The following is a 24,144-nucleotide window of genomic DNA, read 5'->3' on the forward strand; positions in this document are numbered from 1 at the left end:
CAGCGTAATCGACAGGCAAACCCGAGCCAAACAGAGAGACTTCTCATGTTCAACAAGATCCTGATCGCCAACCGGGGCGAGATTGCCTGCCGCGTCGCGGCTACCTGCCGACGTCTCGGCGTGAAGAGCGTGGCCGTTTATTCTGACGCCGACGCGAACGCCAAGCACGTTGCCGCGTGCGACGAGGCTGTGCATATCGGCGAGGCGAGCGCCCAGCAGAGCTATCTGCGCATCGAGCGCATCATCGAGGCCGCGAAGGCGACCGGCGCGCAAGCCATTCACCCGGGCTACGGATTTCTTTCGGAAAACGAAGATTTCGGGCACGCATGTGAAGCGGCCGGCATCGTCTTTATCGGGCCGCCGGTTGAGGCGATTGCGGCGATGGGCTCGAAGGCCGCCGCCAAGGCGCTCATGCACGCAGCAGCCGTGCCGCTCGTGCCGGGCTACCACGGCGACGATCAGGATCCCGCGCTGCTTCAGAGCGAAGCCGACGCGATGGGCTATCCCGTGCTGCTCAAGGCAAGCGCGGGCGGCGGCGGCAAGGGCATGCGCGTGGTCGAGCGCAGCGAAGACTTCGCAGCAGCGCTCGCGTCGTGCAAGCGCGAGGCAGCGAGCAGCTTCGGAAACGACCGCGTGCTGATAGAAAAGTACCTCATGCGTCCGCGTCATGTGGAAGTGCAAGTGTTCGCGGATAAACACGGCGGCGCGGTGTATCTGTTCGACCGCGATTGCTCGGTGCAGCGCCGTCACCAGAAGGTGCTCGAAGAAGCGCCCGCGCCGGGGCTCGACGCGAGCGTGCGGCGCGCGATGGGTGAAGCCGCGGTGGCGGCGGCGCGCGCCGTGAACTACGTGGGCGCGGGCACCGTCGAGTTCATCATGACGGGCGCGGACTTCTACTTCATGGAGATGAATACGCGTTTGCAGGTCGAACACCCGGTGACGGAAATGGTCACGGGCCTCGATCTCGTCGAATGGCAATTGCGCGTTGCGGCGGGCGATCCGCTGCCGCTCGAACAGTCGCAGCTCACGGTGACCGGGCACGCGCTGGAAGCACGTATCTACGCCGAGAATCCGGCGCGCGGCTTCCTGCCGTCGACCGGCACGCTCAAGCATTTGCGCATGCCCGAGGGCGTCGAGTTCAGCATCGGCAATAGTGGCGATGGCGGCGAGCGCGCGAGCGTGCGCATCGACAGCGGCGTGCGCGAGGGCGACACCATCACGCCGTTCTACGACCCGATGATCGCCAAGCTCATCGTGCATGGCGCGACGCGCGACGATGCACTCGCGCGCATGCGGCGCGCGCTGGAAGAATGCGAGGTTGTCGGCCCGCACACGAACGTGGAGTTCCTGCACCGGCTCGTGACCTGCGAGCCGTTCGCGAACGCCGACCTCGACACGGGCCTCATCGAACGTCATCACGATGCGCTATTCGCGCCGCAAACGAAGCCGTTGCGCGAGGCGCTCGCACTGGCCAGCGCGGCGCTGATCGCGCGCGAAGGCGGCCTGGGCCGGGGCGCATCGCCATGGCAGGCGCTCGCGCACTGGCGTCTGAATGGCGGCTTCGAGCAGACCTTCGGATGGCGCGACATCGAAAGCGATGCGGACTTGTCGACGGTGTTCACGCACGACGGCGGCGCGCAGACGCTCGCATGCGCAGGAACCCAGGAGCGCTACACGTGGTGGCGCGGCGAAGGCGCGAACGAATACGGCGCGACCATCGGCACCAAGCGCGTGACGGGCCGCGTGTTCATCGACGGCGACGTGTTCCATGTGTTTTGCCTCGGCGCGAGCATGGCGTTCGAATGGCAGAACCTGCTCGCGCACGCGGCGGATGCCGAGCACGGCGAAGGCCGCCTCACGGCGCCGATGCCGGGCAAGGTAATTGCTGTGCTCGTGGAGCCGGGCGCGGTGGTTGAGAAGGGCGCGCCGCTCATCGTGATGGAGGCGATGAAGATGGAGCACACCATCGGTGCGCCTGCTGCCGGCAAGGTGACTGACGTGCTTTATGCAGTGGGCGACCAGGTGGCCGATGGCGCCCAGCTGCTGGTGCTCGAAGCGGGGTGAGCGGAGCGGTGAGCAAATTGTTACGATCGGTTTCAAAATTGCCCAAACTGTGAGCTGACAAAAAGCTATGCTTCGCGCACCAACAACGAGAGGGAGGGTGGAGCATCATGAACATAACCTGGAAGGCTTTAGCCCTCACGGGCCTGATTCCGCTCGCGCTTGCAGGCTGTGGCGGTGGAGGCGGCAGCAGCGATAGCAGCAGCACCGCGCAAACCGGCACGCTGAAGGTTTCAATGACCGACGCACCGTCTTGCGGCTTCGATCACGTGTACGTCACGGTCTCGCAGGTTCGGGTAAACGCGAGTGCGAATGCTGGCGATAACGACGCCGGCTGGTCGACGATTACGCTGGCGACGCCGCAGAAGATCGACCTGCTGTCGCTGACCAACGGCGCGCTGGCCGACCTCGGCCAGACCGCGCTGCCGGCCGGCCAATATCAGCAAGTCCGCCTCGTGCTCGTGTCGAATACGGGCAATACGCTGTCGAACTCGGTCGTGCCGACGGGCGGCACCGAGCAGCCGCTCGCGACGCCGAGCGCGACCCAAAGCGGCTACAAGATCATCACGCCGTTCACGGTGCAGCCGAACACGCTCGTCGATCTCATCCTCGACTTCAACGCGTGCAAGTCGATCGTGCAGAAGGGCAACGGCGGCTATCAGATGAAGCCGGTCGTGACCGCGACGCCAACCGTCGTGAGCGGCTCGATCTCGGGTTACGTCGCGCAAGCCGAGGCGGGCGCAACCGTATACGCGGAGCAGAACGGCAAGGTCGTCAAGGGCACGGTTGCCGATGGCACCGGCAAGTTCGTGCTATCGCCGCTCGTCCAGAGCTCGACCCAGGGTAACTACGATGTCGTGATCGTGGAGAACAATTTTGCGTCGGGTATCGTCCGCTCGGTGCCCGTGGTGGTGAACGCGGATACGCCCGTGTCGACGTCGGGCGCGCCCATCACGCTGCCGGCATCGCCGATGGGCAGCGTAAGCGGCAACGTGACGTCTTCCGCGCAAGCATTCGTGCGCGCGCTGCAGGTGATCGGCGGGAGTCCGTACGAGATCGCGGCGATCAACGCGAATGGGGATACCGGCAACTACGCGCTGTCGCTGCCGACGGGCGCGCCGTTCGCCGGGACCTACTCGAATGCATTGCCGATCGCGCTTACGGCGGCATCGACCGTTGCGGGGCAATACACGATCGAGGCCGATGCGGCGTCTGGCGCGGTGCAGTCGGCGAACGTCAACGCGGCGACCAACCCGACGGGCGTCAACTTCGCGTTTTGATGTGACGAATCAGGCGGTATGATTGGAAAGGGTCGCTTGCGACCCTTTCCTTTTGGTGCGGAGAACGAAATGAAAAAAATCGCGATTGGGCTTCTGGCTGCGGTGGGGCTGGGATTGAGCGGGTGCGCCGTATACGTGCCGCCGCCGGCGGGCGTCGTGGTCGTGCCGCAAGGCGGTCCGCAGGGTGGTCCGGGCAATGGCTTCTGCCCGCCCGGTCAGGCGAAAAAAGGCAACTGCTAGGACCTTTACGCCTCCTCCTTCACCGGTGGCGCAAACCGCAGCGCCACCGCAATCCGGTTCCACGCATTGATATTGGCGATGGCAGCTGTCAAGAACGCCATCTGCTCGCCGGGGAACTGCTCTGCCACTTTCCGGTACAGCGCGTCGCTCACGCCTTCGTGCAGCTTCGATGTGAGCGCTTCCGTATAGGACAGCGCGGCTTGCTCGCGCTCGCTATAAAGTGCGGGCGCCTCATGCCACGCCGCTACCAGATCGAGCTTCCCGCGCGGCACATTCTTCTCGCGCGCGATATTCAAATGAAATTGAATGCAGAACGCGCAGCCATTGATTTGTGACGCGCGGATCTTCAACAATTCGGTGAGCGGCTTTTCGAGCCCTGAATCGTCGACGGCCTTGCTCATGGCCGAAAGCGCGCTGGCCACCTGGGCAGCGTCGCGCCGGAAGGCTTCGTAGCTGATGCGGGAGGATGGGCTGGACATGACTGGACCTCGCTTCGGTTGCGGGATAATATCAGAGCACGAACATAATATTCGAACTCTGACATCATGCGCAAGACCGCGAAATCCGCGACAAAAAACCAGGGCGAGCGCGGTGCGCCCATTCCCGCGCCCGGCGAAGGCAAGCGGGGCGAGTCCGGCCACATGGGCTATCTGCTGCGCCAGGCGGGCGCGGCGCAGCGCTTGCGCATGGAGCGCGCGCTGGCCGATTTCGGCATCACGCCGCCGCAGTTCGTGGTGTTGACGATGCTTGCGGCCTATCCCGGCGTTTCCGGCGCAGATCTCGCGCGGCTCGCGGTGCTTACGCCGCAGACGGTCAGCGTGATCGTCGCGAATCTCGAGCGCAGCGGCGCGATCGAGCGCCGGCCGCATCCGGTGCATGGCCGCATTCAGCAGATCGAGGTGACGGTGGCCGGCGAGACCCTGCTCAAGCAGTGCCGCGCGCGCGTGAAGAAACTCGAGGCGCAGATGACCGAAGGCTTCACCCATGACGAAGAACAGGTGATCCGCCGCTGGCTCGTGCGGCTGGCGCGCGAAGACGAAGCGGTATGAGCGTGGTGCGCGGTCTTATTGTGCGCGAGCGAGCGCGCAGGAATGGTCGAGCAGCCCCTCGGCGGTGCCCGTGCCGCCTTCCACGTCCAGGCCGCTATTGACGACGAGCCAGCCGTCGCGCGCGGTGTCGGGGCCGGCGCCGGTCACGAGTATCGTCTGCACAGCCATGCTTTGCGTCGGCCGCAGATCGCGCTCGACCACGCGGAACGGATTGCCCTGATTGGCGAGGCTCATCACGCGCGTGACGCGATAACGCTTGCCATCCAGCGTCGTCCAGCGCCACGTGCCGGGCGCGTCGTGGCGATACGGTGCGAGCGCGTCGGCAATATCGTTGCGCATGCAATCGACGTGGATATGCAACTGGTTTTGCGAGCGCCGCTGAGAAGAATTGATTTCGAGGCCGAGTTGAGTGGGCGCGAGCATGGTCTTCAGTTTTGCGTCCACGTAACGGCCCGCGGCCCACGCGCCAACCCAGTATTCGGGCGACCCGCCATAGAGAATCTCGGCGCTTTCGATGCCTGGCACGCGGTCTGTCGGGATCAGCAGATATTGCGCGCGTCCGTTGATGTCCTTGAGCACCGCATAGCGCTTCTGGAAATCGACGCTCGTGCAGGGGCCGGGATTGCCTTTGTCGCGTGCATTCGGCACGCATTGTTCGCCAACGACCTTCCAGAGCCCGTTCGAGTCGAGCGTGGAAAGACGCACGCAACTGGTGGTGAGCAATACGGTGGCAAACGCCGCAGCACAGGAAGCGAAACGCGCGGCGCGGGCGGAGGATGCGGCAAAGGAAACTTGAGGCATCGGTGCTAAACGGACGTATGAGGCAATTCGGAAATGGGCCGCGCGATGCGCTCGCGCGGGCTCGCCTTGCTGCCGCGAGTGTAGCCGATGCAATGTGGCAGGCCTATTTACGGCGCGGGTGAAACGTGACGGATTGCTCGCGCGAAGCCGCGCGCGTGCTCGAGGTTGCGTCGGCGGGCCCGCACGTTCCGCAGGTGTCGCAGCCGTCGCCGCAATGGCCGGTGGCGCCTTTGGGCTGCACGAAGCGTCCCATGCGCTGCGCGAACGCGCCGCGTTGCGGGCGCAACAGCACCGCCGCGGCGGCGGCTTGCCAGCGCGTGGTCGTCTTCGGCGCGAGCTTGCGCAGCGCGGTCCAGAGGCTTGCCGCCACCAGCAGCGCGACAACCGCATATTGAAGGACGAGGCTCGTGTTCACAGTAAGCGGCTCGCGATCTGGTAGGTGATGAACGAGGCCGCGTAGGCCACCGCAAACATATAGCCGAACGAAATCGCCACCGCGCGCCACGAACGCGTTTCGCGGCGGATCACGGCGAGCGTCGACATGCATTGCGGCGCGAACGCGAACCACACCATCAGCGAAAGCGCGCTGGCCACCGAGAAGTTTTGCGCGAGCGTGTGGCCGAGCGCGGCAATGTCGCCGTCGCCGCTCGCCACCGAATAGACCGTCGCGAGCGCCGCCACCGCCGTTTCGCGCGCGGCGAACGCGGGAATGAGCGCGAGGCTCATCTGCCAGTTGAAGCCGAGCGGCGCGAACGGCCATTGCAGCGCGTGGCCCAGATAGCCCGCGATCGTGTAGTCGATGGCGGGCAGCGTTGCGCCCTCGGGCGGCGAGGGGAACGTGGAGATGAACCACATCAGCACGGTCAGCGCGAGGATGATGCCGGTCAGGCGCTTCAGAAAGATCGAGCCGCGCTCCCACAAGCCGATGGCGACGTCGCGGGCGCGCGGCAGGCGGTACGAAGGCAGTTCCATCAGCAATGCGTGTTCGCCGTGATCGCGGCGCAGTTGCTTCATCACCCAGCCCACCGCCATCGCGCCCGCGATGCCGGCCGCGTAGAGCGCGAACAGCACGAGCCCTTGCAGGTTGAACACGCCGAGGATCAGCCGGTGCGGAATGAACGCACCGATCAGCAGCGCATAGACAGGTAGCCGCGCCGAGCACGTCATGAGCGGCGCGACAAGTATCGTAGCGAGCCGGTCGCGTGGATCGGAGATGCTGCGCGTGCCCATCACGCCCGGAATCGCGCACGCGAAGCTCGAGAGCAGCGGAATGAACGAGCGGCCCGTCAGGCCCACGGAGACCATCATGCGATCGAGCAGGAAGGCCGCGCGCGGCAGGTAGCCCGATTCCTCCAGCACGAGGATGAAGAAGAACAGCACGAGAATCTCGGGCAGAAAGCCAAGCACGGTGCCCACGCCGCCGAACAGCGCATCGGTGACGAGGCTGCGCAGCGGGCCGTCGGGCAGCGCCGCGCCCGCCACGCCGCCAAGCCAGCCGAAGCCGTCGCCGATGGCGTCGGTTAGCGGCTTGCCCAACGAATACACGGCCTGAAACACGAGGAACATCACCGCCGCGAGAATCAGCGGGCCCAACACGGGATGCAGGGCGAACCGGTCGATGGCGTCGTCGCGCGCATCGGTGGCGCGCGGCATCGTCACGGTGGCGGCGAGAATGCGCCGCACAGTGGCGTGGGCGTCGGTGTCGTTGGCGCTGGCTTCGTGCGATGCGGGAGCCGCATCGTTGCCCACGCGATCGATCAGTTCGATGAGCCCATGCGCGCCGTCGCGCCGCACGGCCACGGTTTCGACCACGGGCATGCCGAGTTCGCGCGAGAGCGCGGCGACGTCGACCACCACGCCACGGCGTCGCGCGGCGTCCATCATGTTGAGCGCCAATACGACCGGACGGCCCATGCGCTTGACTTCGAGCACGAAGCGCAGATGCAGGCGCAAGTTGGTGGCGTCCGCCACGCAGACGATCAGGTCGGGCGCGGCCTCGCCCGCATAGCGGCCTAGCAGCACATCGCGCGTGACGCACTCGTCGGGACTGGTCGATTCGAAACTGTAGGCGCCGGGCAGATCGAGCACCTGGATATGGCGGCCGCCCGGCGTGGCGAAGCGGCCTTCCTTGCGCTCGACGGTCACGCCCGCGTAGTTGGCCACCTTCTGGCGCGCGCCCGTGAGCAGATTGAACAGCGCGGTCTTGCCGCAATTGGGATTGCCAACGAGGGCGATGCGCAGCGGTGCCTGACTCATGCGGCGGCTCCCGCGCCGGCGTTCAGGCTCACGCTCACGCGCTGCGCCTCCGCGCGGCGCAGCGCGAAGCGCGTCGAGCCGATCTGCACGAGCAGCGGGTCGGCGCCCCACGGCGCGCGCGCCACCACGCGCACGGGTTCGCCGGCCACGAAGCCGAGGTCGCGCAGGCGCTGGGCGATCGGGTCGCGGGCCGAGACGTCCTCGACGTGCTCGACGCAGGCAGTGGCGTTCTTGGGCAGGTCAGTCAACCGCATGAGGAATTCTTTTGTCTTGAAAATGAGAATGGTTCTCATTGTAGCGGCGATGCGGAGGCGTGGGTGCGCAGCCGGGCAGGCTGCTATCGACGCGAAAGGCGTGCGGGCCGGGGATCGGGCGCCGCGGCGGGAGCCGGACGGCTTAGTGTGCCGATTTGCCGCATCGAAACGCCCCGGCTTTCAGCGCGTCTTCAGTGCCGCTTCAGCGCGTTCAGAACTTCGCGCCGAAACGCGCAGCGCCAGGCACGCCCGGGCGAGTCGACGTAATGCCTGAAATTGGCGAGAATGCTGCGCGGGAATCTTCATGAGTCAGGCCCCGCTGCTGGCGCCGCTGCTCGATCTGGAAAGCGAAATGAAACGACTGAAACCACTGTTATTCGCCGCGCTCGCGGCGGCTCTCGCCACCGCCTCGCTCGTCACTGGCGCGCGCGCGCAAAGCAATGCATCCGGGCCATTCGCCACACCGTCGGGCGAGCTGCAATTCGTGCGCGACGATCGCGATTTCGTGTCGATGCTCAACCGCGAAAAATTCGATCGCTTCGACGCGAAGACGCTCATGCATTTCGACGAAGTCGGAGCGAACGGCGCGATCACCCGCACACTCGTGCAGACGGCGTACGGCCCGGTGGTGTACGACCTGCGCCGCAATCCGCCGCTCGTGCAGCGCGCGAACGTGCGCATGACGGTCAAGCGCGTGTTCTGGCAGCCCGACGAAGCCGTGATGCAGAGCCCGGAAGGCTGGTTCCGGCTCAAGAACGGCACGCTGACGAAGCTGCAAGCGACGAAGACGACCTACCACTGATCACGCGCGCGCCGCCGTCGCCGTCCTCCGGGTTGGGCGCGGCGCGCGCAACAGCCGCTCAGGCCATCACTGTGCGACCGGCACCGTGACATCGGAGCCGAACCAGTGCTCCGAGATCTTCTTGAGCGTGCCATCCTGCTTCAGCGAAGTGAGCGCGTCGTTGAGCGCTTTCTCGAACTTCGGATTGCCCTTGCGGAACGGGATGCCCATGTCCTGATTGGCGCCCTTGAGCACCGCGCCCGGGCGCAGCGGCAACTGCGAGGTCTTGATGATGTACGGCAGCATCAAGCGGTCGTCGATGGTGGCGTCGATGCGCTTCGCGGCAAGATCGCGCAGTTTTTCCGGCGCGCCCGGATAGGTTTGCACATTGATGCCCTGCACGGCGCGCGCCATCTGGTCGTAGTTCGTGCCGAGCGTGACGCCGAGTTTCTTGTCGCCCTTGAACTCGTCGAGCGACTTGAATTCGCGCTTGTCGTCGGCGCGCTGGATCAGCTGGGCCGCGGAATAGGTATAGGGCTGGCTGAAGTCGAGCGCCTGCTGGCGCTGCGGCGTGATGGTCACCTGATTGACGATCACATCGAATTTCCCGGCTTGCAGCGCCGCGATAATGCCGCTCCATTCGGTCGGAATGAATTCCGGCTTCACGCCGAGCTTGGCCGCCACCGCCTTCGCGACGTCGACGTCGAAGCCCACGAGTTCCCCCTTGCTGTCCCGCGAGTCGAACGGGGGATACGTGCCTTCGAGGCCGATCTTGAGCACGCCGGCTTGTTTCACGCTGTCCAGCAGATCTTCCGCATGGGCGGCCACGGCGGTGAGGCCGAAAGCGGATGCGGCAAGCACGCTGGTAAGAAGGAGCTTCGATAGCTTCATGGCACGTCTCCTGGTTCTTCGAATTGAGGACTGCGGTGGAGTGCGCGAGGCCGCGCGAAGGCATATTACCGCGTCAAATTTCCGGTGCTGGCAGCGTTCCCAAAATCTCTTCGAAGGCGAGCCCGATTGCGAGCAGCCGGCGGTCGCTGCCGGCCGGGCCGTCGAGTTCGAGACCGACCGGCAGGCGCGCATCGGTGAGGCCCGCAGGCAGCGCCAGACCAGGAATGCCCGCATTGCTCGCGGGATCGGTGTTGCGCAGATATGCCTCCAGTTCGTCTATGGGCGCGCCGCCGTCGATCGACACGCTCGACGATCCATTCACCCAGTCGATGCGCACCGCCGCGAGCCGCGTCGTCGGAAACAGCAGCGCGTCCAGGCCGCTGGCGGCGAAGGTTTGCGCATAGAGCTGCTGCAGCCGCGGACGCCAGAGCGTCATTGCGGTGGGGTAATCGGCGCCGCGCGCATCGGCGAGGATCGCGTCGTAGGCCGCGCGCACGTCCGGGCTTGCGATGCGCGCCGCCACGTCCGCGACGGTTCGCGCGCTCGGGTGGTTCGCGTCGAGCCACGCTTGCAGGTCCTCGATCGGTTCGTGCAGCGCGATAGCCATGCTCACGCGGTCGTTGAGCGCGAAAATTTCGCTCATTTCCACGGGCACGAGCGTTACGCCGGCCGCTTCGAGTTTCGCGAGCGCCGCACGCGCCACGTTCTCGGTCGCGGCTTCCAGACCCGACCAGAACGGCGCGGGCAAACCCACCCGCAGGTTCGTCACGACGGCCTGCGCGAGCGGGCCGTGCCCGGTGATCACGCCGTCGATGAGCGCGATGTCGGCGACCGTGCGCGCCATCGGCCCCACGGTGTCGCGCGTGCGGCTGATCGGCACGACGGCGTGCGGGTCGTGGTAGCGGCGCTGCGTGCCGCCGTCGCCCACGCTCGGGCGCAGGCCGACGATGCCGCACAGCGCGGCGGGGATGCGCGTGGAGCCGCCGGTGTCGGTGCCGAGCCCGGCCGGCACGATGCGCGCCGCGATGGCGGCGGCCGTGCCGCCCGACGAGCCGCCGGGAATCCGTTCGGGATCCCAGGGATTGCGCACGGGGCCCGCGTGCGGCGCGAGATTGGTGCTGGTGATGCCGAACGCGAGCTCATGCATGTTGGCCTTGCCGAGCAGAACCGCGCCCGCGTCCACGAGCCGCTGCACCGAAGGCGCGTGGCGCGCGGGCACGAAGCCTTCGAGCGCGGGCGTGCCCGCCGAGGTTTGCAGGCCGCGCGTGTTGATATTGTCCTTCACGACCACGGGCAGCCCGGCCAGCGGCAGATGCGAGCGTTCGTTCGGGCCGAGCGCATCGATGCGCTGCGCGGCGGCGAGCGCGCCTTCCACGTCGAGCGTCGTGAGCGCGTTGAGGTTTTCCAGCGCCTGTGCGCGCGCGAGCAAGGTGGCGACGTAGTCGGTGGCTTTGATCCGGCCTTCGCGAATGGCCGCGACGGCTTGCGTCGCGCTCAGTTCCAGTTGCTGGTCGACAGTCCAGGTCATGCGGTTTCCTCCGCGTGCGGCCGCGTTGGCGGCGCCCGCTATGGCTTCATGAAGCGCAGCGCGAGCCGGGCGAGCGCGGGAACGAACGTCGGACGCAAGAGGCGCGAATCGTAGCCGCTCATGCGCTGCCGGTCTTCACGCAGACACAGTTCGATCATCTCGCGCGGCTTGAGCGAGTCGCCCAGCACTTCGCGGTTGGCGGGCAGGAAGTTCGAGTCGTGCGCAACGCCTTCGGCGTCGATGCCGCGTGCGATCGCCACGCGGTCCCACACCAGTTTGACCCAGATTGCCCCGACTTTCAGCGAGTGCCAGGGCCGGCGCCACCAGGGCAGATTCTTGCGATACCACGCCACCCAGTTCACGAAAAAAAGGATATGGCGCGCTTCCTCCTGGATCACGGGCTCGAAGGTTTCGACTAGCGCCGCGGGAAAAAATCCCGAGCGCTGCGCCGAGCGGAACAGGCCGAACGCGAAGAAGCTGTCGATGCATTCGCTGTAACCCGTGAACATCCACGCCCATTCGGGATCGTGCGGCGGCGGGTAGTCCGGTTCGGGCGCGAGGGCGATGCCATAGGCCTTGACGAGATGCGAGAGCACGACTTTGTGGCGCGCTTCCTCGTCGCCGTCCATCTCGATGGCCGCGCGCAGGAGCGGATCGCTCACGGTGGCCGCATAGGTTTTCACGCGGATCGACGCGCGGCCTTCGGTCTGCACCGCAATGTCCCAGATCGGCAGCGAGGTCAGCCGCCGCAGCGCGTCGGGCTCGAGCGTCGGCCAGTCGAGCACGGCCGGGCGATAGGGGTCGTGCGTGGCCAGCAGCATCCGGCAGAACATTTTCCGATGCTCGTCCGATCCGATCCGGATCGGCCCTGGCGTGGCATGAGTCCAGTGCCGCAGCGCGGCGTCCTGGGCGGCGAGGGCGCTGTCTACGTCGCTTGCGCCTTCAGCTGAATGCGTCAGGGTGTCGGACATTGAGCGTAATGGATGACGGTGATTTGACTCCTATTCTGTCACATCTGTAAGGGGGTCGGAGGCATCACGCGCAGCGGCGCTGCTCGTCGATCCACATGCGCGCCCAGCGGCAGGCGTAGGCGAGCGCGTGGCGTTCGTCGAAGAAGTAGTCGAGCGCGTCGAAGGAAACGAGCGCACTGCGCAGCGTTTCCGGCTGACTTGCCTGGGTGCCGGATGTCGCCACGGTTTGCGACGGCGCCGGGGTGGCTGCAAGCGGGCCGATCGTGAGATTGGCGGCGTACAGGCCGTTGGGAAGCCGCTGTGCGCTCGGCGCGACTTCGTAGCCTTTGTAACGAATAGGTGCGTTCATGGCTTCTGGATCCTGCTGGTACGTCCTGCCTGGATGCGTATTACGCATGGGCGCCTCGTGGCTCGTATGCCGGTACGGGGAAAGCGTAGGGGCTGCGGTGCGCGCCTGGAACCAATCATTCGTCGCAAGCTAATCACGGGCGGCCGGGAACGGTCAGCAGGTTGATCCGGATGGGGCGAGATTACGGTTTGCCTTCAATGTGGCCCGCGCGGCGCGCGGCGTCTGTGGTCTGGATGACGCAACGCGCATGCCTGTGTGCGCCAGCGCGCAAAGCGCGCAGCGCGTGAAAATGCTGGCGGATCGGGACTCGTGCGGAGGAGGGCCGCGGCGCGCGCATGGCGCGCCGGGAACGAATCAAACGGCGACGCTCAGGCGGTCCTCATTGCGCGCCGCGCCGGCGGCGCCTGCCGCAATCTTGCCCGCGGCGCCGGGCTGCGAGGCCGCGCGCTGCTTGTCGGTATCAGACGCAAGCTTGAACGCGAGCGCGAACTGCGCGGCTTGCTGGCCGACCGCAAAGAGCTGATCGATGACTTTCTCGTCTGAGCATTGATGGGCGCTGTCGAAGCGCGTCTCCAGCGTGTTGATGCCGGCGCCGAACGGGGTAGGCCAGCCGCGCAGCGCATGCACGATCGAGCGCAGCGAAGTGAGCACCGAGCCCGTGGCTTGCCAGCCATAAGCGGTCACGATGCAGCCCACGGCGCGGCCGTCGAGATACGGGCGCGTGTCGGCGCGCAGTTCCTCTAGCGTGTCGAGCGCGTTCTTCACGAGGCCCGAGACGCCGCCGTGATAGCCGGGCGTGGCGATGATGACGGCGTCCGCCGCGCGCACGGCTTCTATCAACTCGCGCTGGGCGTCGGTGAGCGTGGCGGTTTCGGGTGCGTAATGGGGCAGGCTGTGCAGGAAGGTGCCGCCGAACAGCCGCGTGCGAGCGCCGGCCTGCTCCGCGCCGCGCAGCGCGAAGGCGAGCGCGCGCTCGGTCGACGACGCTTCGCGCGTCGTGCCGCCAATGCCGACGACGAGCGGGCGGTGTCTGGAATCGGTGATGCTCAAGGGGTGCTCCTGGGATTCATGGCCGGGTCGAGACCCAAAACGCCATCTTAGTGAGCACGCCGCGCTGCGCGAAACGACTTTTTTTTCTAAGGATATGCCCGCGAGGCCAGTTGGCCGTGCATGTCTGCGGCTATATGCATAGCTCAAAGCGTTGGTTGGTTCGGCGCTACGGGGCGATTAGGATGAATGCGTCTCCTGTCGATGGGACTTGGCGCTTTAGCTGTCGGCCGGAGTTAGTGCTTTAGCGCTTACTCCGGTCCCATGCAAAGCTCTTGGTCCCATCCCATGCAGAGCACATGAGCATCTCCTTGACATGGGATTCGGCCCCGCACCGCAAGGTGACGGGGCCATTTTTTTGTCTGCGGATTTTCCGGGGGCGGCGCTCAGGGTGCGCCAGAGGAAGTTGGCCCGGTGGCCGGAGCGGTTGCCAAAGGCCTGAGCGGGCTTTGTGCACGGCGCGCGGGCGCAGCATAGCTCACTTGCAGGACGTTGCCGTCGGGGCCGATCTGGGGCGGGATGAAGGGCGTGCGGTCGCGGTTCGACTTCGCGCCGTTGGTTGCGGCGTTGTTGGGCAGCATCGGCACGGTAGGCGCCGAGGCGCGCACGGCGGGCTCGGCCACCTTGCGCGTATCGAGTCGCCCGGCGCTGGCGAGCTTGTGCTTCGTGCCATGGTGCGCGTGCGCCTTCTTGTCGGGCGTGGATGGATGCGCACCGGGCGTTCGCGCCTCGGGCAGTCGTGCCTCCGGCGGATTCCAGACCTCGGTGTAATGTTCCCCAGCGAGCGCGGTGGATGCGAGGACGCACAGCAAGGTCCCCGTCAAGATGAGTCGCACGTCGTGATCTCCGTATCGGTGAGCCGGCCCGCCTTGCCGCATCGGCCTCGCGCGGTGCGAGGCTGGCGCGCCCACCCGAGGGAAGGACGCGGGGCGGCGCAAAGGGTCGGCTGCACGCACTGTACATTCGTACAGAGGTGAATGCAAACGTTTGACGGAGCATCCCACGCCGATGTTGCGTGGATGTTGCGCCGGGGTTGCGTTGGCGTTGCGTTGGCGTTGCGCCGATACGGTAACCGATGTGCGAGCGGCTCAGGCCTTGGGCGCGGCGCGGCCGTGCCGGCCGAGCCAGTGGCCATAGCTGCGCGGCGAGAAAGCGAGCGTGAGCACGATCATCGCGGAGATGGAAATCGCGAGCATGATCCATGCGCCCGTGAAGCCGCCGGTGAGGTCGCGCACGCGGCCGGCCACGACCGGCGCGATTGAGGCGATCACGAAGCCGAGCCCTTGCACGAACCCGACGAGGCTGGCGGCGATGCGGTGGTCGCCCGAGTGGTCGAGCGCGGTCACGAGCGAGACCGAGAAGGTGCCGCCGAGCCCCGCGCCCGCGAATGCGACCCACAGGACCGGGGCGGCCTCGGGCCAGGCCGTGAGGCCGGCGATGCCGAACAGCTGCGCGGCGAGCCCGGCGATGAGCCAGGGGCGGCGGTCCGTGAAGCGTGCTGCTGCGAGCGGCAGCAACAGCGCGCAGACGGCCTGGAAGACGGTCATGGCGGCGAGCAGCGAGCCGCTGGCCGCGACGCTCGCACCGTGTTGCTGATAGTACGCGGGCAGCCACGCCACGAGGCTCGTATAGCCGCCGTTCACGAGACCGAAATGCAGGCCGAGCGTCCACGCGCGGCGCTTGCGCCAGACCGGCACGTGGGTGTTGGCGCTGGCGGCCGCGCTTGTTGCTGGATTGGCTGCCTGCCTGGCGCTGGCGTGCGCCCCGCGATTAAGCCCGATCCACAGCGCGAGCGCGCCGAGCGCGGGCAGCGCCCAGACGGCGAGCCCCGCGTGCCACGAGCCGCCAAGGTGGGCGGCCAACGGGCTCAGGCTCGCGCCAAGGCCGCCGCCGCCCATGATCGATGCCGAAAAAAGGCCCATCGCGAGCGGCACGCGGTGCGCGAAGCGCTGCTTCATCACGGCGGGCAGCAGCGCCTGAATGGCCGCGACACCCGCGCCGGCCGCGGTGGCCGTGAGCATGAGCGCGCCGCCCGTCGACGCGAATGCGCGCGCGGCGCAGGCCGCCGCGATCGCGACGAGGCCGAGCGCCACGCCGCGCGTCTCGCCCAGACGCCGCGCGAGCATGCCGGTGCCGAATGCGCCCAGCCCCATCGCTACAACAGGCAGGCTCGTGAGCAGCGATGCGCCATAGAACGAGAGGCCGGTGGCTTCGCGGATGGTGGCCATGAGCGGACTGATCGACGTGAGCAGTGGCCGCAGATTCAACCCGATAGCGACGATGGCGGCGTACCAGACGAGCGCGCTCGTGCGCGCCGACACGCCCGTGGCGCGCTGGCAGGAGTCGAAAGGGTCGGAAGTCGTGCTCATCGGGTCAACCTTAATTGCAACTTTTGGTTGACCATTATACGAAATGATTGTCAACAATCATGGGCGGCGCTGCTATGCTGGGTATAGCGAGAGAATTCGTGGTGCGGCGCGCCCCGCGTATTTCATCGGTGGGTGCGCGTCGCTACAATGCCGCCTGATTCCGTCCGCATGCGCGATTTCACATGGCTTCTTCAACACGATCCGCACGATCCACCTGCGCGGGCGAGCCGCCTCAAGTTGCTCGCATTCGCGAAGCGACGGGCAAACCTGCCGAGCCCGTAGTGGGCGAAAGCGCCGACGACGTCGAAGCGCTCGTCTACGCCTCCATCAACTCGGCGCTGCTGCAAGGCAAGCTCGCGCCGGGCCAGCAGCTCGTGGAGCGCGAGCTCGCGGCTGCGTTCGGCTGCACGCGCGGCGCGCTGCGCAAGGTGCTCGCGCGCCTCGGCTTCGAAGGCAAGCTCGTGCTCGAACCCAATCGCGGCGCATTCGTGCCGTCGCCGTCCGAGGAAGACATTCGCGCGACCTACCGCGCGCGCCAGGTGGTGGAGGCGGGCGTGGCCGTGACGCTGTGCGGCGCGCTCGACGCGGGCATGCGCCGCAAGCTCGCCGCGCACGTGCGCAGCGAGAAGAAAGCGCTGCGCGAGGGCCGCGTGGACGAAGCGGTGCGCCTCGCGGGCCAGTTCCATCTGATCCTGACCGAGCTCGCGGGCGGCGCGGCGCTGGTGGCGGCGCTCGCGCAGCTCGTCGCGCGCACGGAGCTCTACAAGGCGCTGTTCGATCCATCGAAGGCCACCTCGTGCGCGCCCGACGAGCACGAGCAGATCATCGCGGCACTGGAGGCCGGCGACCAGGCGGCGGCGCTCACGACCCTGCGCGAGCACCTCGCCGAAATCGAGGAGCGCGTGGTGCGCCAGGCGCGTGCGCGCGCGGGCCGCGACCTGAAAGCCGTGTTCGCCGATTTCGCGATTTGAGCGTGCCGGCGCGCACCGGCGCGCACCGGCGCGCATCGACAAGCGTCTCGCCCCCACTTGCCGGCTACTGCTGCTTTTCGCGTTCGCGCCTGAAAAGTTCGAGCTCTTCGGCCATGGCGCGCGCGTGCGGGCGAGCCGCATGCAACGTTGCGCGCGACGGCGGCGGCCGGCGTGGCCCTGATCTGCGGCACGTCGGCGCGGGCCAATGCGCCTTCGGGGACGCGCGCGAACCGTTGTTAAACTACGCGTTTTGCGCGATCGGCGTGTTTGACTGGGGAACGGCAATGGTGCGTTATCGGCACTACAAGGGTGGTATCTACGAACTGGTATGCGAGGCGACGCTCGAATCCGATCCTTCCGTCACGATGATCGTGTATCGGGCGGCGAACGGCACGATCTGGACGCGGCCCGCCTCGGTTTTCTTCGAACAGGTCGAATTCGAAGGCGCGCTCGTGCCGCGATTCGCGCCCGTCAACTAACTTTAACTAACTAATAACGCTTTTTACTTACGAGGCTCGTCCCGCAATGCGTCTACTGATTGCACTCGTTTTGCCGTGGTTGCTGTTCTTCACGATTGGCCGGCCGATCGCCGGCATCATCTGCCTGATCCTGCAATGCACATTGATCGGCTGGATTCCCGCCGCGATCTGGGCCGTGTATTCGCTCAGCCAGTTCAAGACCGATCAGAAGATCGACGCCGCACTGGGCCGCCGAAACTAAATACCAATCATGAAGTGGATGAAGGGTGGATTGGAAGGCGTTGGCCGGCAGCGCGGTTACATTCTTAACGCATGCTCACAATTGGGCGAGAACCTAAGACGAGCGCCCCTTTCTTACAGACGGAAAGGAGACTACGTCATGTTCAAGTATGCGCTGATGGCTGGCGCTGTCGCCCTGCTAGCAGGGTGTGTGGCGCCGGGTTACGACAACTACGGCTATGGCCAACCCGGTTATGACAATTACTACAGCTACGCGCCGGGCTATGCCGAGCCGGTGTACGGCGGCGTGAATGTCGCCATCTGGGGCGGCGGCGATAATTATTACCGTGGCCGTGATTATGATCGCCGTGGCTGGAACGACAGCGGCCGTGGTGGATGGTGGAGCCGGCCAGGCGGCGACTCGGGCAACTGGCATGGCGGCGGTGGCAACCGTGGCGGCGATGCGAACGGCTGGCATGGCGGCGGTGGCAACCGTGGCGGCGATGCGAACGGCTGGCACGGCGGCGGTGGCAATCGTGGCGGCGATGCGAACGGCTGGCATGGCGGCGGTGGCAATCGTGGCGGCGACGCGAATAACTCGCGTGGTGGCGGCGGCGGAGGAGGCCGTGGCGGGTCTTGGAGCAGTGGCCGCACTGGCAACGGTAACGGCGATGGAGAAATCCACGAAAGCCGTCACTGACCATCACAGCAAATCTGGCCCGCTCACCGCGCCGATATATCCATTGTAAAAACGATCAGGCCCGCCGCTCTCACGAGCGGCGGGCCTGATTTATTCGGCGCTACGTGCCTGGCAGGGAAAGCGCAGGCGTAACCGTCTGGAAATTACTGACCCGACTGCGAAGTGCCGGTCGTCGACGGGCCGTAGGCCGTATTGGCCTTCTCGGCGGCAACGCGCGCTTCTGCTGCCTGAATGTTTTGCGGATAGTGCATCCAGTCGCTCGGATCGTAGCCTGCTGCGCGCAGCTGGGCGAGTTCGGCGCGAACTTCCGCGCGCGTGACGGGTTGTTGTTGCTGCGCTTGAGCGAACGAAAGTGCCGGCACGGCGACGATGGCGGCAAACACGGCTGCCTTGATGAGCGACTTCATAACGATGACCTCCAGGTTCTTTATAAGTGGTCCGCACGACGGCGTGACCCATGGCCGCACTTTAGGCCTTCTTGCTCTAAGGGTAAATACTTATAAAGCGAATTCAGTGTTCTTCTAACTGAAATAATCCGAGCCACCTTTTGTCTGATTATTCCGTCCCGAAGCCGCCCAAGAAATTCTCCCTGGACCATATTCGAGCCGTCGGGCGCGCCGATTATTGCAAAATCAGCAACTGGAATTCGCCGTAATCGCGCTATATCCGGCATGGCCGCTTGCCTAGAATCCAGTCGACGCCTGCTGTGCGACACAAACCCGCATCTCAGGCGATTCGTACAATATCGGAGGTAATCGTCATGAAGTCGCTCATTCAAGCCGTTGTCATCGCCACTGCCTGCGCTGCGCCGCTGGCCGCTTTCGCCCAGTCCAACCAGGGCCTCACGCGCGATCAGGTGCGCGCCCAGCTCGTCGAGTTCCAGCAGACCCAGCGCAATCAGAATGTGGTCACGGCAGCCGTCGCCACGCCCGTTACCCAGGGCGACAGCGCGTACGGTGGCGTGAGCAGCGCCACGTCGATGGCCGGCGCGCGCTACGTTTCCGAAGCGGCCCGCAAGGGTCCGCAATCGGTGTACTTCGGCGGCCAGTAACGCCGTTCGCCGGGGCGCCGTCCGCCGGCTTGCGCACAAGACAACCGGCCCGCGATGTGACGTCGCGGGCCGGTTTCTTTTTGGATGGGCGTGGTCTACGAAAACTACAGAAGCTCGGCTTCGGGCACGTCGAGCACGAGATCGGTGCGCGCCACCGCTACGCAGGTCAGCACATAGCCCTCGGCTTTTTCTTCGCGTGACAGGCCCGGCCATTCGATCGTGAAGCTTGTCTCGCCGCTCACGACGCGGCACAGGCAGGTGCGGCACGTACCGTTGCGGCACAGGCGCGGCAGGCGAATGCCTGCGAATGCGGCGGCTTCGAGCAGCGTGAGCTCGGGCGGCGCCTCGAATGTGTATCCCAGCGGCTCCACGCGCACGAGCGGCACCGCTTGCGTTGCGGGCAAATCGTTGGCGCTCATGACACCGATACCCCCAGCAAATGGCCCGCGCCCGCGGTGAACGCGGCGGCGGCGAGGCCGATGGCGATTTGCCGGAACGCCGAGAACGCCGCGCTACGCCCGTTGAACAGCGACGTGAAAACGCCAACGGCAGCGAGCCCGAGCGCGCTCAGCACGACGCACTGGACGATGGCCGCTGTGCCGTGCGCCCACAGGAACGCCGCTGTCGGAAACGCCGCGCCCAGCGCGAACAGGCAGAACGACACGGCTGCGGCCGTCCACGGATTGCCGCCCAGCTCTTTCGGATCGATGCCCAGTTCTTCGCGCGCGAGCGTGTTGAGCGCCTCGTTCTTGTCGCGCATGATCTGCGCGGCTACACGGCGGGCTTCATCGGCGTCGATGCCCTTCGCCTGATAGATGAGCGCGAGTTCGTGGCGCTCGGCGTCGGGGGTGTGTTCGAGCTCGTCGGCTTCCTTGGCGAGCTGGGTGCGCGCGAGTTCGCGCGCGTTGGTTACCGAGAGCCATTCGCCGAGCGCCATCGAGCACGCCCCCGCGATCAACCCGGCCAGGCCCGTCAGCAGGATCGCGCGGTTGGCGCTGCCCGCGCCGGCCACGCCCATGATCAGGCAGAAGTTCGAAACGAGCCCGTCGTTTGCGCCGAGCACGGCTGCGCGCAAGTCGTTGCCCGAGGTCGCGCCCTTGTGCCACGACTCGGCGCCTGCGATCTGCGCGCCCTTCGACTGGCCGTGCGCGCGCTTGCTGGCGACGATCGACTGAACGATCGCGGCGTGCTGATGCTCCTGCGCCGAGAGCGTTTCCGCTCCGGGCTCGCGCGCGTAGCGGTCGCGGTCGGCGTATTCGGTGGCCGCCACGGTGGGCAGCACGACCGAGGGGCCGAAGATGCGTGTAAGCGTTTGCAAGAGATGTGTCTTCGCGCTGCGCCGGTGCGAGCGCACGCGCACGCCGTTGGCGGCAAGCTTGTCGCGCCAGACTTGGGCGTGCTCGCGCTCCGACGCCGCAAGCTCGGCAAAGATCTGGCGCCTGCCCGCGTCTTTTTCGACGGCGCTGAGCGTGTCGTAGACAGCGGCGCTGTCGAGTTCGTCGGCGAGATTGCGCCGGTAGCGGTGGAGTTCCTGGGCGGAGGCCATGATGCGTGTTGGAAATGCGTTCCAGCGAAGCTTAACCTGGTTCACCTGGCTCGATTCGCCTCGCCCAGCCCTTGCGTGCTTCCCGTGCGCCGCACGTGCCGCTTGCCTTTGCGCGCGCGAGTGCCATGATGAAGACAGGGGCGCGCGCATGCGCGTCCCGGCGGCGGCGCAGCGGGTATACGGGGTCTTTGGCGCGGCTGCGGCTCCTTGCGGAGGGGCTGTCATGGTCCAAGGCGAATTGAGGATCCTGGTGGCGGCGCTGGCCGTCTTTGTCGCGCTCGCGGGTCTCGCGGTTGCGATTCATGGGTTGCTCTTCGACGAACCTCGGGTCGTGCTGTACGGCATGACGATCGTAGCGTGCGGCATCGTCGCGTTCGTGGCGATGCTCACCGTGCACCCGAAGGACATCGAAATCGAGCATCGACAGCATCGTGAATCGTGAGCGCGCGATGTTGCGGTGCGCCATGCCGCGAGCGAGGGAAAGCTGTTTGCGCGCGCAACGGCCAGTTCGCAAAACGCTGAAAAAACACCGGAAAAACCGGGCCGCGCGAATCTTTTCGCGCGTGTGACAAAGTCGCCCTTGCGGGTCGCGGGAAGTATCCTAAAGTGAATCCAGACGGCCGCCGCAATCGTGTCGAACGTAGCGACACTTGCGGCGGTCGGCATTTAATCCGCGCGTATGCCGAGGAGGTGCATCGTACAGGCGCGGCCCGCTGACCCTCAACCTAAGGCCATTCCCATGCAGATCCTGTTTCCGAATGAGGCGCCCGAATACTCGGGACCCGATTTGACCTTGGCGTTTCCGGCAATGATCGATGGAGAGCGGGTGGAATGTACGATCACGGCGGCGGCGCTGGAAGACCACTTCGGCGCGGCCTCTCCGCGCGCGGAAGACATGCTTGACGCTTTCGATCACCATCGCGAGCGCATCGAGGCGGTCGCGCGCCGCCTGCTTTCCGAAACGCGCGCACAATGCCTCACGCTGCGCAGCGGCTACGTCCGCTTCGTGCAGGCGCACGGCGCGGCGTCCTGAGTTTCCCGTTGTTGATGTCTTGAGATTCCCCCGCGGCCAGTGAGAGGCCGCGGGGTGTTTGCGTTTGTTCTTCCGCGTGGCTCGCGCGTGCGCGTCAGATCATGCGGCGCAGTGTGTTGTCGCGGAACATCACGTGGTGCGCGATGGCCGCGAGCGCGTGAATGCCGATGATCCAGTAGAACGCATTGCCGATGAGTTCGTGCGCGGCCTTGACGGCCTTGCGCGCGACCGGGTCCGCGCCCACCAGCGTGATCTGCAGGTCGATGCCCGCGAGCATGACGGGCTTGCCGCCCAGATTGATCGTCAGGATGCCGAGCAGCGGCTGCGCGACGATGAACACATAAAGCGCCACGTGCACGAGCCGCGAAAGGAACGTGAGCAGGCGGTTGGAATCGATGTCCCGCGGGGCGCCTTCCCACATGCGCCACAACAGGCGCAGCGCGGCGAGCGCGAGCACTAGCGTGCCCGCCCAGAAGTGCACGTTGCTCCAGAACTCGCGGCTGTCCGAGCCCTTGGGGCCGCGCACTTCGATGGCGAGATAGGCGAGCGCGACGAGCAGGAAGACCGCCCAGTGAAAGAAGATGGCGGGCTTCGAGTAGCGCTCTGAGGAGGCGGAATAGGTGGCCACGGGGCGGCTCCTTGATGGATGGATCGTTATCGTCGGGATGGTCGAGTATCCGTATGATAAGGACGCCGCCGCGCGCCGGGCATTTGCGTGGCCGGAATCCTTGATATGGCACCGCCGGATCCGGACCACGGGCGCACGCCGCCGGGGCGTGCGCGAACCCCCGAGACTGAAGGACTTACGCCGAGCCCAGGTAGAAGTAGCGGAACAGGAACACCGCCGCGATGATCCAGACGATCGGACGCACCTGGCGCGCGCGGCCCGTCAGCAGCTTCAGGCCCGCATACGAGATGAAGCCGAAGGCCACGCCGTTCGCGATCGAATACGTGAACGGCATCGCGAGCGCCGTGAGCGCGGCGGGCACGACTTCGGTGGCGTCGTCCCACGGCAGTTCCGCGAGTTCGCGCAGCATCAGGCACGATACGTAGAGCAGCGCCGGCGCCGTGGCGTAGGCGGGCACCACACCCGCGAGCGGCGCGACGAACAGGCTCGCGAGGAACAGCACGGCCACGGTGAGCGCCGTCACGCCCGTGCGGCCGCCGGCCTGCACGCCCGAAGCGCTTTCGATATAGGCCGTGGTCGACGAGGTGCCGAGCACCGAGCCCGCGAGAATCGCGGTGCTGTCCGCGAGCAGCGCGCGGTTCAGGCGGTGCATCTTGCCGTGCACGAGCAGGCCCGCGCGGTTGGCCACGCCCATCAGCGTGCCGGTCGCGTCGAACAGCTCGACCAGGAAGAACACCAGCACCACGTTCAGGATGCCGGTCGAAAGCGCAGCCTTGATGTCGAGGTGGGCGAAGGTCGGCGCGATCGAGGGCGGCGCGGAAAAGATGCCGTGGAACTGATTGCCGCCGAAGAAGAACGAGAGGACCGTCACGCCCACGATGCCGATCAGGATTGCGCCGCGCACCTTGAGCACGTCGAGCGTGACGATGGCGAAAAAGCCGACGATCGCGAGAAGCGTGTGCGGGTCGTGCAGATTGCCGAGTTCGACGAGCGTGGCCGGGCTCGCGACGATCACGCCGGACGTCTTGAGCGAGATGATCGCGAGAAAGAGGCCGATGCCGGCCGTGATCGACACGCGGATCGAATGCGGAATCCCGTTGATGATGGCCTCGCGCACGCGCAGCAGCGTGACCACGAAGAACAGGCAGCCGGAGATGAACACCGCGCCCAGCGCCGCCTCCCACGTAAAGCCCATGCCCTTGACCACGGCGTACGCGAAGTACGCGTTCAGGCCCATGCCGGGCGCGAGCGCGATCGGGTAGTTCGCGTAGAGCCCCATGATGATCGAGGCGAGCGCCGAGACGAGGCAGGTGGCGACGAACACGGCGTCCTTGGGCATGCCGGCGTCGCCGAGAATCGCCGGGTTCACGAAGATGATGTACGCCATCGTGAGGAACGTGGTGAAGCCGGCTAGCACTTCGGTGCGCAGGTTCGTGCCTGCTTCTTCGAATCCGAAATAGCGTTTGATGGCGTCCATGGAGGTTGGGCCTCGAGAGTCGTGAGGGTTGATTTGTTCTGGCGTTCGGCGTGGGCAGGGGCGATGGGAGTGTCGCTCCGGGCCGCTTCACGCATTGATGGGCGCGATTGTAAACAATTGTTCCGCAAGCGCATAAAAGCTTGGACGAGCGTGGAAGGGCCGC

General features: G+C 66.1%; 29 protein-coding genes and 1 pseudogene. 12 read left to right on the forward strand and 18 right to left on the reverse strand.

The features are described from left to right. Positions 1-45: 45 nt before the first annotated feature. The 3 genes from NH14_RS01815 (at position 46) to NH14_RS01825 (ending at position 3,581) form a co-directional block, all read left to right on the forward strand. Positions 46-2,064 (forward strand): acetyl/propionyl/methylcrotonyl-CoA carboxylase subunit alpha, encoded by a 2,019-nt coding sequence (locus NH14_RS01815; protein WP_035527819.1) that lies wholly within the window; start codon positions 46-48, stop codon positions 2,062-2,064. A 107-nt stretch (positions 2,065-2,171) separates the two neighbouring features. Continuing rightward, entirely contained in the window at positions 2,172-3,341 is a 1,170-nt protein-coding gene (locus NH14_RS01820; RefSeq protein WP_035527816.1) for a DUF4382 domain-containing protein, read from the forward strand. Positions 3,342-3,410: 69 nt separating this feature from the next. Further along, complete coding sequence (locus tag NH14_RS01825) at positions 3,411-3,581, forward strand: hypothetical protein (RefSeq protein WP_152617164.1); 171 nt, start codon at positions 3,411-3,413, stop codon at positions 3,579-3,581. A gap of 5 nt (positions 3,582-3,586) precedes the next feature. Here the strand turns inward: NH14_RS01825 and NH14_RS01830 are convergent, their stop codons facing one another. Further along, positions 3,587-4,060 carry a carboxymuconolactone decarboxylase family protein gene (locus NH14_RS01830; RefSeq protein ID WP_035527814.1) on the reverse strand — a complete coding sequence of 158 codons (474 nt, stop codon included), beginning with the start codon at positions 4,058-4,060 and terminating at the stop codon, positions 3,587-3,589. A 66-nt stretch (positions 4,061-4,126) separates the two neighbouring features. Between NH14_RS01830 and NH14_RS01835 the strand changes: the two genes are divergently transcribed. Further along, positions 4,127-4,630, forward strand: a complete 504-nt coding sequence (locus NH14_RS01835) for a MarR family winged helix-turn-helix transcriptional regulator (RefSeq protein ID WP_035527811.1) — start codon at positions 4,127-4,129, stop codon at positions 4,628-4,630. A gap of 15 nt (positions 4,631-4,645) precedes the next feature. Here NH14_RS01835 and NH14_RS01840 read toward each other — a convergent pair whose 3' ends face one another. The 4 genes from NH14_RS01840 to NH14_RS01855 form a co-directional block, all read right to left on the reverse strand. Then, positions 4,646-5,431, reverse strand: coding sequence for a CDP-diacylglycerol diphosphatase (locus tag NH14_RS01840; protein WP_035527809.1), 786 nt, complete (start codon positions 5,429-5,431; stop codon positions 4,646-4,648). A gap of 103 nt (positions 5,432-5,534) precedes the next feature. After that, positions 5,535-5,846 (reverse strand): DUF6587 family protein, encoded by a 312-nt coding sequence (locus NH14_RS01845; protein ID WP_052148108.1) that lies wholly within the window; start codon positions 5,844-5,846, stop codon positions 5,535-5,537. Next, the gene (feoB, locus tag NH14_RS01850; protein WP_035527807.1) at positions 5,843-7,687 is read right to left on the reverse strand and encodes a ferrous iron transporter B; all 1,845 of its coding nucleotides are present in this window, start codon (positions 7,685-7,687) and stop codon (positions 5,843-5,845) included. The genes NH14_RS01845 and feoB overlap by 4 nt, the downstream gene beginning before the upstream one ends. Next, complete coding sequence (locus NH14_RS01855; protein ID WP_035527804.1) at positions 7,684-7,941, reverse strand: FeoA family protein; 258 nt, start codon at positions 7,939-7,941, stop codon at positions 7,684-7,686. The genes feoB and NH14_RS01855 overlap by 4 nt, the downstream gene beginning before the upstream one ends. A gap of 352 nt (positions 7,942-8,293) precedes the next feature. Between NH14_RS01855 and NH14_RS01860 the strand changes: the two genes are divergently transcribed. Then, the gene (locus tag NH14_RS01860; protein ID WP_176329261.1) at positions 8,294-8,743 is read left to right on the forward strand and encodes a hypothetical protein; all 450 of its coding nucleotides are present in this window, start codon (positions 8,294-8,296) and stop codon (positions 8,741-8,743) included. A gap of 66 nt (positions 8,744-8,809) precedes the next feature. On the opposite strand, the gene NH14_RS01865 is transcribed toward NH14_RS01860, so the two are convergent. From NH14_RS01865 to NH14_RS01895, 8 genes and pseudogenes are all read right to left on the reverse strand, one after another. After that, positions 8,810-9,613, reverse strand: a complete 804-nt coding sequence (locus NH14_RS01865) for a transporter substrate-binding domain-containing protein (RefSeq protein ID WP_035527802.1) — start codon at positions 9,611-9,613, stop codon at positions 8,810-8,812. Between the two features lie 73 nt (positions 9,614-9,686). After that, positions 9,687-11,141, reverse strand: a complete 1,455-nt coding sequence (gene iaaH, locus NH14_RS01870; protein WP_035527799.1) for an indoleacetamide hydrolase — start codon at positions 11,139-11,141, stop codon at positions 9,687-9,689. Positions 11,142-11,179: 38 nt separating this feature from the next. Then, the gene (locus NH14_RS01875) at positions 11,180-12,112 is read right to left on the reverse strand and encodes a hypothetical protein (RefSeq protein WP_035527797.1); all 933 of its coding nucleotides are present in this window, start codon (positions 12,110-12,112) and stop codon (positions 11,180-11,182) included. A 64-nt stretch (positions 12,113-12,176) separates the two neighbouring features. After that, positions 12,177-12,395 (reverse strand): transcriptional regulator, encoded by a 219-nt coding sequence (locus NH14_RS01880; protein WP_407947123.1) that lies wholly within the window; start codon positions 12,393-12,395, stop codon positions 12,177-12,179. Then, a pseudogene (locus NH14_RS34090) lies at positions 12,368-12,461 on the reverse strand (transcriptional regulator); the annotation flags it as partial. The gene NH14_RS01880 and the pseudogene NH14_RS34090, both read right to left, overlap by 28 nt. A 354-nt stretch (positions 12,462-12,815) precedes the next feature. Beyond that, positions 12,816-13,511, reverse strand: a complete 696-nt coding sequence (locus NH14_RS01885; protein WP_084225529.1) for an NADPH-dependent FMN reductase — start codon at positions 13,509-13,511, stop codon at positions 12,816-12,818. A 383-nt stretch (positions 13,512-13,894) separates the two neighbouring features. Further along, a complete protein-coding gene (locus tag NH14_RS01890; protein WP_084225527.1) occupies positions 13,895-14,344 on the reverse strand; it encodes a hypothetical protein in 450 nt (149 codons plus the stop codon). A gap of 252 nt (positions 14,345-14,596) precedes the next feature. Further along, entirely contained in the window at positions 14,597-15,877 is a 1,281-nt protein-coding gene (locus NH14_RS01895; protein WP_084225525.1) for a cyanate transporter, read from the reverse strand. A 182-nt stretch (positions 15,878-16,059) separates the two neighbouring features. Here NH14_RS01895 and NH14_RS01900 point away from each other — a divergent pair, with 182 nt between their 5' ends. The 4 genes from NH14_RS01900 to NH14_RS01915 all read left to right on the forward strand — a co-directional run bounded on the left by NH14_RS01900 (position 16,060) and on the right by NH14_RS01915 (position 18,246). Next, positions 16,060-16,848 carry a GntR family transcriptional regulator gene (locus NH14_RS01900; protein WP_084225523.1) on the forward strand — a complete coding sequence of 263 codons (789 nt, stop codon included), beginning with the start codon at positions 16,060-16,062 and terminating at the stop codon, positions 16,846-16,848. 284 nt (positions 16,849-17,132) lie between these two features. Continuing rightward, on the forward strand, positions 17,133-17,327 hold the full coding sequence (locus tag NH14_RS01905) for a DUF1653 domain-containing protein (protein WP_035528235.1): 195 nt from the start codon (positions 17,133-17,135) through the stop codon (positions 17,325-17,327). A 46-nt stretch (positions 17,328-17,373) separates the two neighbouring features. Continuing rightward, positions 17,374-17,568: a YqaE/Pmp3 family membrane protein gene (locus NH14_RS01910; RefSeq protein ID WP_035527789.1), complete on the forward strand. Its 195-nt coding sequence runs from the start codon at positions 17,374-17,376 to the stop codon at positions 17,566-17,568. A gap of 138 nt (positions 17,569-17,706) precedes the next feature. Then, positions 17,707-18,246, forward strand: a complete 540-nt coding sequence (locus tag NH14_RS01915) for a hypothetical protein (RefSeq protein WP_208457201.1) — start codon at positions 17,707-17,709, stop codon at positions 18,244-18,246. A 143-nt stretch (positions 18,247-18,389) separates the two neighbouring features. Here the strand turns inward: NH14_RS01915 and NH14_RS01920 are convergent, their stop codons facing one another. After that, positions 18,390-18,653, reverse strand: a complete 264-nt coding sequence (locus tag NH14_RS01920; RefSeq protein ID WP_035528231.1) for a DUF4148 domain-containing protein — start codon at positions 18,651-18,653, stop codon at positions 18,390-18,392. A gap of 353 nt (positions 18,654-19,006) precedes the next feature. Between NH14_RS01920 and NH14_RS01925 the strand changes: the two genes are divergently transcribed. Then, the gene (locus NH14_RS01925) at positions 19,007-19,297 is read left to right on the forward strand and encodes a DUF4148 domain-containing protein (RefSeq protein WP_035527786.1); all 291 of its coding nucleotides are present in this window, start codon (positions 19,007-19,009) and stop codon (positions 19,295-19,297) included. Between the two features lie 104 nt (positions 19,298-19,401). Here the strand turns inward: NH14_RS01925 and NH14_RS01930 are convergent, their stop codons facing one another. Together NH14_RS01930 and NH14_RS01935 are read right to left on the reverse strand one after the other, a co-directional pair. Then, the gene (locus tag NH14_RS01930) at positions 19,402-19,716 is read right to left on the reverse strand and encodes a 2Fe-2S iron-sulfur cluster-binding protein (RefSeq protein ID WP_035527783.1); all 315 of its coding nucleotides are present in this window, start codon (positions 19,714-19,716) and stop codon (positions 19,402-19,404) included. Continuing rightward, a complete protein-coding gene (locus NH14_RS01935) occupies positions 19,713-20,843 on the reverse strand; it encodes a VIT1/CCC1 transporter family protein (protein WP_035527781.1) in 1,131 nt (376 codons plus the stop codon). The genes NH14_RS01930 and NH14_RS01935 overlap by 4 nt, the downstream gene beginning before the upstream one ends. Positions 20,844-21,066: 223 nt before the next feature. Between NH14_RS01935 and NH14_RS01940 the strand changes: the two genes are divergently transcribed. Further along, positions 21,067-21,285, forward strand: a complete 219-nt coding sequence (locus NH14_RS01940; protein WP_035527778.1) for a DUF2964 family protein — start codon at positions 21,067-21,069, stop codon at positions 21,283-21,285. Between the two features lie 297 nt (positions 21,286-21,582). Then, positions 21,583-21,876 carry a DUF1488 family protein gene (locus NH14_RS01945; protein WP_035527775.1) on the forward strand — a complete coding sequence of 98 codons (294 nt, stop codon included), beginning with the start codon at positions 21,583-21,585 and terminating at the stop codon, positions 21,874-21,876. A gap of 94 nt (positions 21,877-21,970) precedes the next feature. Here the strand turns inward: NH14_RS01945 and NH14_RS01950 are convergent, their stop codons facing one another. Beyond that, complete coding sequence (locus NH14_RS01950) at positions 21,971-22,504, reverse strand: cytochrome b (protein ID WP_035527772.1); 534 nt, start codon at positions 22,502-22,504, stop codon at positions 21,971-21,973. Between the two features lie 175 nt (positions 22,505-22,679). Continuing rightward, the gene (locus tag NH14_RS01955) at positions 22,680-23,981 is read right to left on the reverse strand and encodes an NCS2 family permease (RefSeq protein WP_035527769.1); all 1,302 of its coding nucleotides are present in this window, start codon (positions 23,979-23,981) and stop codon (positions 22,680-22,682) included. Between the last annotated feature and the right edge of the window lie 163 nt (positions 23,982-24,144).

Source organism: Paraburkholderia sacchari (genome assembly GCF_000785435.2).
Classification (GTDB): domain Bacteria; phylum Pseudomonadota; class Gammaproteobacteria; order Burkholderiales; family Burkholderiaceae; genus Paraburkholderia; species Paraburkholderia sacchari.